The sequence below is a fragment of the Agromyces sp. NPDC058110 genome (assembly GCF_042884735.1).
Lineage (GTDB): Bacteria > Actinomycetota > Actinomycetes > Actinomycetales > Microbacteriaceae > Agromyces.
Genome location: NZ_JBHVTI010000008.1, coordinates 211,697 through 220,126 on the forward strand (window position 1 = coordinate 211,697; position 8,430 = coordinate 220,126).

Annotated in this window: 7 protein-coding genes; 2 read left to right on the forward strand and 5 right to left on the reverse strand. The window is 72.9% G+C overall.

Features of this window, described 5'->3' with window-relative positions:
* Nucleotides 1–8 precede the first annotated feature (8 nt).
* Nucleotides 9–542 (forward strand): gamma carbonic anhydrase family protein, encoded by a 534-nt coding sequence (locus tag ACFVS8_RS19250; protein WP_387066095.1) that lies wholly within the window; start codon nt 9–11, stop codon nt 540–542.
* Here ACFVS8_RS19250 and ACFVS8_RS19255 read toward each other — a convergent pair.
* From ACFVS8_RS19255 to glyA, 5 genes are all read right to left on the reverse strand, one after another.
* Complete coding sequence (locus tag ACFVS8_RS19255; RefSeq protein ID WP_387066098.1) at nt 501–1,901, reverse strand: DUF6716 putative glycosyltransferase; 1,401 nt, start codon at nt 1,899–1,901, stop codon at nt 501–503. The genes ACFVS8_RS19250 and ACFVS8_RS19255 overlap by 42 nt on opposite strands.
* Complete coding sequence (locus tag ACFVS8_RS19260) at nt 1,898–2,770, reverse strand: N-acetylneuraminate synthase family protein (RefSeq protein WP_387066101.1); 873 nt, start codon at nt 2,768–2,770, stop codon at nt 1,898–1,900. The genes ACFVS8_RS19255 and ACFVS8_RS19260 overlap by 4 nt, the downstream gene beginning before the upstream one ends.
* A 15-nt stretch (nt 2,771–2,785) precedes the next feature.
* Nucleotides 2,786–4,066 carry a cytidylyltransferase domain-containing protein gene (locus ACFVS8_RS19265; RefSeq protein WP_387066104.1) on the reverse strand — a complete coding sequence of 427 codons (1,281 nt, stop codon included), beginning with the start codon at nt 4,064–4,066 and terminating at the stop codon, nt 2,786–2,788.
* Nucleotides 4,067–4,212: 146 nt separating this feature from the next.
* Nucleotides 4,213–5,088, reverse strand: coding sequence for a bifunctional methylenetetrahydrofolate dehydrogenase/methenyltetrahydrofolate cyclohydrolase (locus ACFVS8_RS19270; protein WP_387066107.1), 876 nt, complete (start codon nt 5,086–5,088; stop codon nt 4,213–4,215).
* Nucleotides 5,089–5,095: 7 nt separating this feature from the next.
* Complete coding sequence (gene glyA, locus ACFVS8_RS19275; protein ID WP_387066110.1) at nt 5,096–6,370, reverse strand: serine hydroxymethyltransferase; 1,275 nt, start codon at nt 6,368–6,370, stop codon at nt 5,096–5,098.
* Nucleotides 6,371–6,790: 420 nt separating this feature from the next.
* Here glyA and ACFVS8_RS19280 point away from each other — a divergent pair, with 420 nt between their 5' ends.
* The gene (locus tag ACFVS8_RS19280) at nt 6,791–8,338 is read left to right on the forward strand and encodes a beta-N-acetylhexosaminidase (RefSeq protein WP_387066113.1); all 1,548 of its coding nucleotides are present in this window, start codon (nt 6,791–6,793) and stop codon (nt 8,336–8,338) included.
* Nucleotides 8,339–8,430 lie beyond the last annotated feature (92 nt).

Genomic DNA, 8,430 nt, shown 5'->3' on the forward strand with positions numbered 1-8,430 from the left:
CTGACGCCATGAGCGTCGACCCGTCAGCCCGCATCATCGCCCTGCCAGACCTCCCGGCTCCCGCCGTCGAAGAGACCGCGTTCGTCGCCGCCGGCGCCGTGCTCGTGGGCGACGTGCGCCTGGGCGATCGCGCGAGCGTCTGGTACAACGCAGTGCTGCGCGCCGAGGCCGAGCCGATCACGATCGGCGAGCGCTCGAACCTGCAGGACACCGTCGCGTGCCACGTCGACCGGGGGTTCCCGCTCGTGCTCGGCGCGGGCGTCTCGGTCGGCCACGGCGCCGTGCTGCACGGCTGCACGGTCGAGGACGACTGCCTGATCGGCATGAACGCGACCGTGCTGAACGGGGCGGTCATCGGCGCGGGATCGCTGGTCGCGGCGGGCGCCGTCGTGCTCGAGGGCACGGTCGTGCCGCCGGGCTCGCTCGTCGCCGGCGTGCCGGCGAAGGTGCGCCGGGAGCTCACCGACGACGAGCGGGCGGGGATCCGCCGCAACGCCGAGTCATACCTCGGCCATGTCGAGCGGCACTCGTCGCTCGGCTGAGGGGTCCGCAGGACTCGTACCGGCGGTCGCCCGCACCGGGTCTGACGGGCGCCAGCCCTCGACCCGCTTCGGCGGCACGACGGGCTCGCCGCGGCCGATCCATCGCGACCGCAGGCGCCGCACGCGACGGACGGCACCGCGTGCGGGCACCCCGACCCCCCAGGCGAACGCACCGAGCACGCTCCGGTCGTGCTCGCCGAGCATGCGGCGCCGCTCGAACGCCGAGCGGAGCACGCCGCCCGACAGGTCCCGCCGCCGCTCCAGTCGCCCGAGCGGCACGATCTCACGGGACTCCGCGAACGCGTCGAGTCGGCGCACCCAGTCGGCCGCATCCGGCGCGTGGAAGTAGTTATCGGCCAGCCACGCGGCATCCGCCGTCCGGAACCGGCCCTCGACGAGATCGGCCGTCGAGCCGATCAGCCCCGAGTCCTCGAAGACGAGGTTGATCATGGCCGCCGAGACGCCGTAGTCCTCGATCACGAGCGCCGGGATGTCGAGCGCGACGGCCTCGAGCACCGCCGTGGAGCTCACGGTGACGAGCGCGGCGGCGCGCTCGAGCTTCTCGGCCATCGGCCCGTCCTCGACGACGAGGTTCGCCGGCGGATCGACCTCGGGCATGAGGTCGGCGTAGTCGAACGACTCGTCGTGGGTCTGGGCCTCGCCTCGGCGCGCGCGCACCTTCACCACGACCCGCTGGTCCGGGCGCCGGCGCGCGAGTTCCGCGAGCGCGCCGAGCAGGCGCACGCGGTCCTCCCGCGCCATCGGCACCTTTGCCTGGGTCGCGAAGACGACATCCGTGCGATCGGATGCCGCGGGGCCGGCGACCGCGAGGAACGGCAGCGTCGCGAGCGCGAACGTCGTGCCGATCCCGAGCTCGGCCGCGTTCGCCCGGAACTCGCGCACCTCGCGGCGGCTGTGCAGCACCACGAGGTCGGTCTGCTCGCGGTAGGCCACGGCCTTCGGCACGGCCGGGATCGTGAGGCCCGGGAACCCGCTCACGAGCACCGGACGATTCGGACGGCGTTCGATGCGCGGCGCGACGACGCGCACGAAGGGCCCGCGAAGCGACAGGAGCACGGCGTGCGGATCGAACACGTCGAGGAGGCCGTCGAGGTCGTCGAGGTGCACGACGCGGGTGCGCGCCGGGCTGAACCGGGTACCGGCGAGCGCGTGCACGAGCTGCGTCGGGCTCGGCTGCACGGGCGAGGCGAACACCACGAGCTGCACGCGCCAGCGATCGGGCAGCGTCGACGCGAGCGCCGCACCCCACTTCACGTAGGAGTCGGAGTCGGCGACGACGAGCAGGCGGCGGCCCGCGGCATCCGTCGCTCCTGCGACCCTCGACCGGTCGAACATCATGCGGGCACCCGGCGGAGCTTCGCCCGAGGGGCCTCCTCGCCCGGGAACACGCGCTTGACGCCGTCGCCCATGGCGTCGCCGATGATGCGGATGTCGCGCACGAGGTGCTCGAACCCCTGAGGTTCGAGCGATGCGGCCTGGTCGGAGCCCCACATCGCACGGTCGAGCGTGATGTGGCGTTCGACCGCGACCGCACCGAGAGCGACGGCCGCGAGCGAGATCTGCAGGCCGCGCTCGTGGCCCGAGTACCCGATCGGCACGCCGGGGTACCGCCCGCGGAGGGTGTCGATCATGCGCAGGTTCGCCTCGTGCTCGGGCATCGGGTAGCTCGACGTGGCGTGCATGACCACGAGCCGGTCGCGGTCGAGGCGGTCGACGGCACGATCGATCTCGTCGATCGTCGACATTCCCGTCGAGAGGATGATCGGCTTGCCCGTCGCGGCGAGCGCGTCGAGGAGCTCGAGGTCGGTGATCGAGGCCGAGGCGACCTTGTGGGCGGCGACGTCGAGCCGTTCGAGGAACTCGACCGACGGCACGTCCCACGGCGAGGCGAACCAGTCGACGCCCGCGCGCATGGCGTACGACGCGATCTCGAGGTACTCGGCCTCGCCGAACTCGACGCGGTGCCGGTACTCGAGGTAGGTCATGGTGCCCCACGGGGTCTCCCGCGGCACGTCGCGCATGTGCTCGGGCGTCGCGATCTCGGGCGTGCGCTTCTGGAACTTCACGGCCTGCGCACCCGCCTCGACGGCGACGTCGATCAACCGCTTCGCGATCTCGACGTCGCCGTTGTGGTTCAGGCCGATCTCGCCGATGACGTAGACGGGGTTCCCGGGGCCGATCAGGGATCGTCCGATGCGCACCGACATGTCGTGCTCCTCTGCTCAGTGCGCCGCGGCGCGCTCGTGGTGGGGGTGGTCCTGGGTCGCGCCGTCTCTGGCCGCCTGCTCGCGCGATGCGACGACGAGGTCGGCGAGCTCGCGCACGGCACCGTGTCCGCCCCGGCGCTCGAGCACGTGCCTGGCCGCGGCGAGCACGTCTGGCACGGCGTCGCGCACCGCGATCGGCCAGCCGACCAGCTCGAGCGCGGGCAGGTCGTTGCGGTCGTTGCCGACGTAGGCGATGCGGTCGAGGCCGATGCCGCGGTCCGCGGCCCATTCGGCGAGCGCCTCGCCCTTCGCCTCGACGCCGTGCAGGCACTCGACGCCGAGCTTCTCGGCGCGACGGGCGACGACCGGGTTCGCCTCGGCGCTGAGGATCAGCACCGGCACGCCGGCGGCCCGCAACCGGGCGACCCCGGCGCCGTCGCTGCGGCTCACGCGCACCGATTCCCGGCCCAGGGTGTCGACCCATGCGGTGTCGTCGGTGTGCACGCCGTCGAAGTCTGTGACGACGGCGTCGACGTCGACGATCGGATGCCGGGGGTCGGCGATCTCGGCGAGCGGGTCGACCGTCGCGGCGATCAGGCGCGCGCGCGACAGGTCGTCGGCGTCGTCGATCTCGACCGCGTGCTCCGCCCGGACGCGTTCGATGCCGACCCGTCCGAAGAAGCGGTGGCCGGAGCGTTCGAAGTCGCCGGCGCGCATGACGTAGAAGGCGCCGGTCTCGGCGAACTCCGGCTCCCGGTCCTGCCGACGCGGGCGCACGGATGCCTCGTGGTTGACGCCGTCGGCGCCGCCGCGCGTCTCGCGCCACAGGAACACGTGGCTCGGCACCGCCGAGAACACCACGTCCTCGACGCCGCCCTGCACCCGTTCGACGGCGCGGTCGAGCGACGCCGGATCGATGAACGGCGACGTCGCCTGCACGAACACCAGCACCTCCGGGCGCACGCCGGTGTGCGCCGCGATGCTGTGCAGCGCGTGCAGCAGGGCCGACTCCGAACTCGAGGTGTCGTCGGAGAGGCCGGCCGGACGTCGCACGACACCGGCCCCCGCGGCGTGCGCGACCTCGGCGATGCGGTCGTCGTCGGTCGACACGAGCACTGCGTCGATGCTGCGGGCGGCGGCTGCTGCGCGGACCGCCCGGGCGACGAGCGGCATGCCGCCGACCTCGGCGAGGTTCTTGCCCGGCAGGCCCTTGGAGCCTCCGCGCGCGGGGATCACGGCGACCACCCGCGGCGAGGGGTGCATGGCGCGACCCGACGGCCGCCCGTCTTCGAGCATGCTGCGACGCTACGGTCGCCGCCTTGCCGGGGCCTTGCCGGGGCCTTGCCCCGGGATGATGCCCCGGTGAACGCGCGGAGACCGGGAGACGACGGATGCCGCGGGCGTCGGCCCGCGGCATCCGTGTCGCTTCGCGTGGTGGCGCGCTACCGCAGCTCGGCCGCCTTGACGACGTTCGCGAGCAGCATGGCGCGGGTCATGGGGCCGACGCCGCCGGGGTTCGGCGACAGGTGGCCGGCGATGGCCGCGACCCCCGGGTCGACGTCGCCCGTGAGGCGCCCCTTGCCGGTCTCGGGGTCTTCGACGCGCGTGATGCCCACGTCGAGCACCGCGGCGCCGGGCTTGACCCACTCGGACTTGACCAGGTGCGGCACGCCGACGGCGGCCACGACGATGTCGGCGCGGCGCACCTCGGCCTCGAGGTCGACGGTGCGCGAGTGCGTGAGCGTCACGGTCGCGTCGAGCCCCTTGCGCGTGAGCAGCAGGCCGAGCGGGCGCCCGACCGTGATGCCTCGGCCGATGACCGCGACGTGGCGGCCCGCGATGGGCACGTCGTAGCGCTGCAGCATCTCGACGATGCCCGCGGGCGTGCACGGCAGCGGCGAGGCGAGCTCGCCCGCGACGCCGAGCACCAGGCGCCCGAGGTTGGTCGGGTGCAGGCCGTCGGCGTCCTTGTCGGGGTCGATGAGCTCGAGCATGGCGTTCTCGTCGTGCCCGGCGGGCAGCGGCAGCTGCACGATGTAGCCCGTGACCTCGGATGCCGCGTTGAGGTCGGCGATCGCGGCGCGCACGTCGGCCGGGGTCGCCGTCGCGGGCAGGTCGACGCGGATCGACTCGATGCCCACCTCGGCGCAGTCGCGGTGCTTGCCCGCGACGTACGAGCGCGAGCCCGGGTCGTCGCCGACGAGCAGCGTGCCGAGGCCCGGCACGACGCCCTTCGCGCGGAGCGCGGCGATGCGGGAGGCGAGTTCGGACTTGACGGCGGTCGCCGTGGCGACCCCGTCGAGCGTGATGGCGGTCATGCGCGACCTACTGCGCGAGGCCCGGGTACAGCGGGAAGCCCGCCGTGAGGGCCTCGACGCGCGCACGGAGCGCCGCGACATCCGCCTCGCCCTGGAGCGTGAGCGCGATGATGTCGGCGACCTCGGTGAACTCGGCGTCGCCGAAGCCGCGGGTCGCGAGCGCGGGCGTGCCGATGCGCAGGCCAGAGGTGACCATCGGCGGGCGCGGGTCGAACGGCACCGAGTTGCGGTTCACGGTGATGAGCGCCTCGTGCAGGAGGTCTTCGGCCTGCTGGCCGTCGATCTTCGAGTTGCGGAGGTCGGCGAGCACGAGGTGCACGTCGGTGCCGCCCGTGAGCACGTCGACGCCCGCAGCGCGCGAGTCGTCGGCGGTGAGGCGGTCGGCGAGGATCTTCGCGCCGCGCAGGGTGCGCTCCTGGCGGTCCTTGAACTCGGCGGAGGCTGCGATCTTGAAGGCCGTGGCCTTGGCCGCGATGACGTGCATGAGCGGGCCGCCCTGCTGGCCCGGGAACACGTTGGAGTTGAGCTTCTTCGCGAGCTCGGTGTCGCGCGAGACGATGAAGCCCGAGCGGGGACCGCCGATGGTCTTGTGCACGGTCGAGCTCACGACGTCGGCGTAGGGCACGGGCGACGGGTGCAGGCCCGCGGCCACGAGGCCCGCGAAGTGCGCCATGTCGACCCAGAGCTTCGCGCCCACCTCGTCGGCGATCTCGCGGAACGCGGCGAAGTCGAGGTGACGGGGGTACGCAGACCAGCCCGCGATGATGACCTGCGGCTTGTGCTCGCGGGCCTTGTCGCGCACCACGTCCATGTCGACGAGGAAGGTCTCGGGGTCGACGCCGTACGAGACCGCGTTGTAGAGCTTGCCCGAGAAGTTCAGCTTCATGCCGTGCGTGAGGTGACCGCCGTGCGCGAGCTCGAGGCCGAGGATCGTGTCGCCGGGCGTCGCGATCGCGGAGAGCACCGCGGCGTTGGCCGTCGCGCCCGAGTGGGGCTGCACGTTGGCGTACTCGGCGCCGAACAGGCTCTTCGCGCGCTCGATCGCGAGCGACTCGGCGATGTCGACGTACTCGCAGCCGCCGTAGTAGCGGCGGCCGGGGTAGCCCTCGGCGTACTTGTTGGTGAGCACGCTGCCCTGCGACTGCAGGACGGAGACGGGAACGAAGTTCTCGCTCGCGATCATCTCGAGGTAGTCGCGCTGGCGACCGAGCTCGAGCTCGAGCACCTCGGCGATCTCGGGGTCGACCTCGGAGAGGGGGGCGTTGAAAACGGACTCGGCCAAGACTGGCTCCTTCAGTGACGGTACGGACCAAACAGGTGGTTCCACCTCGTGCGACTCGCGCGACGAGGCGTCCGTACCGGCCCAGGCGTGCGGTCGTGTACTCGCCAGTCGCTCCCCGATGGGAATCCATCTCAACGCCAGTCGCGACCCCGCAAGCATAGCAACGGATGCCGCGGGCGGGCGGGTCGACCTCGTGCGGTGTTCGCGGCATCCACTGTCGTTCGCCGGCTCCGGATGCCAGAATGGAACCCGCACCGCATTGTCAGGATTCCTTCCCTATCGCGCACCGACGCACGAACCCGAGGACGCATGCACCGAAGCCCCAGCACCCCTGCCCGCCTGGCCGCACTCGGCCTCGTCCTCGGCGTCGCGGTCGCGACCCTGACCGCGTGCACCGCACCATCCCAGAACGGAGAACCCATGACCGGCATCGTGCCCGCCCCGGTGAGCGCCGAGTACCCCGACCGCGCGCCCTTCCGGCTCGACGAGCGCACGCGCCTCGTCGTCTCCGGCGAAGGGGCCGACGGCGTGGCCGAGACGTTCGCCGAGCGCGCCCGCACCTCGACGGGGTTCGAGCTGCCGGTGGTCGACGCCGCGACGGCCGGCGAGCCCGCGGCATCCGACATCGTGTTCACCGTCGCCGCCGGCTCCGCGCCCGACGGGGCGGCCGAGGGGTACACGCTCGAGACCGGCGACGGCGGGGCCGAACTGGCCGCCGACACCCCCGCCGGCCTGTTCTGGGCCTCGCAGTCGCTGCGCCAGCTGCTTCCCGCCGAGATCGAGCGGCGCGACGCCGAGCGCGCGCCCGCCGACGGCTGGACGGCGCCCGCGGCATCCGTCTCCGATGCGCCCCGCTTCGCCTACCGCGGATCGATGCTCGACGTCGCACGCCACTTCTTCCCCGTCGAAGACGTGCTCGACCACATCGACCGCATCGCGCTGCTGAAGCTCGACGTGCTGCACCTGCACCTCACCGACGACCAGGGCTGGCGCCTGCAGATCGACTCGTGGCCCGAGCTCACCGGCATCGGCGCCTCGACCTCGACCGGCGGCGACGGCGGCGGCTTCTACACGAAGGACGACTACCGCCGCATCGTCGAGTACGCGGCTGAGCGGTTCGTGACCGTCGTGCCCGAGATCGACCTGCCGGGCCACACGAACGCCGCGCTCAGCGCCTACCCCGAGCTCAACTGCGACGGGGTCGCGCCGAAGCCCTACGAGGGCATCGAGGTCGGCTTCTCGTCGCTGTGCGCCACGCCCGAACGCGCCGAGGCGACCGACCGGTTCCTCGCCGACGTGCTCGGCGAGGTCGCCGAGCTGACGCCCGGCCCGTGGATCCACGTGGGCGGCGACGAGTCGCTCGCCACCTCGGAGGCCGACTACCTCGACCTCGTGCGACGCATCACCGCGGCCGGCGCCGCCACCGGCAAGACCGTCATCGGCTGGCACGAGATGGGCGCCTCGCGCGACCTGCCCGCCGGCACCGTCGGCCAGTACTGGGACTTCGTGACCCCCCGCGAAGACGCAGCCGCGCTCACGACCTCGTTCGTCGAGCAGGGCGGCAGCGTGATCCTCTCCCCCGCCGACGTCGCCTACCTCGACATGAAGTACCCCGACGACCCCGACGGCCCCCTCGGCACGAAGCTCGGCCAGCTGTGGGCCGACGGTCCCACGACCCTCGAGGAGGCCTACGCCTGGGAGCCGACCGCCATCGTGCCAGGGCTCGCCGAGTCCGACATCCTCGGCGTCGAGGCGCCCGTCTGGACCGAGACGATCGGCACCGCGCCCGACCTGGAGTACATGGTCTTCCCGCGCATCGCGGCGATCGCCGAGATCGCCTGGTCTCCGGCACCCGCCGGCGCGCGCGACGAGGCGTCGTTGCACGCCCGGCTCGCCGGGCTCGGCACCCACCTCGACGCGCTCGGCGTCTCGTACCGCAAGGTCGGCGGGGTGCCCTGGGTCGAGTGACCCTGGCTGCTCCACACGGCGAGGGGAGGAGATTCGCGCGACGGGAGGCACCTGGGGCGAGCCCGGACCTCCCGTCGCGCGAATCTCCTCCC

Bases quoted from the DNA above. Each gene is read 5' to 3' on its own strand.
- ACFVS8_RS19270 (WP_387066107.1), bottom strand. From the start codon at position 5,088: ATGACCGCCATCACGCTCGACGGGGTCGCCACGGCGACCGCCGTCAAG.
- ACFVS8_RS19255 (WP_387066098.1), bottom strand. From the start codon at position 1,901: ATGATGTTCGACCGGTCGAGGGTCGCAGGAGCGACGGATGCCGCGGGC.
- ACFVS8_RS19260 (WP_387066101.1), bottom strand. From the start codon at position 2,770: ATGTCGGTGCGCATCGGACGATCCCTGATCGGCCCCGGGAACCCCGTC.
- ACFVS8_RS19280 (WP_387066113.1), top strand. From the start codon at position 6,791: ATGACCGGCATCGTGCCCGCCCCGGTGAGCGCCGAGTACCCCGACCGC.
- ACFVS8_RS19265 (WP_387066104.1), bottom strand. From the start codon at position 4,066: ATGCTCGAAGACGGGCGGCCGTCGGGTCGCGCCATGCACCCCTCGCCG.
- ACFVS8_RS19250 (WP_387066095.1), top strand. From the start codon at position 9: ATGAGCGTCGACCCGTCAGCCCGCATCATCGCCCTGCCAGACCTCCCG.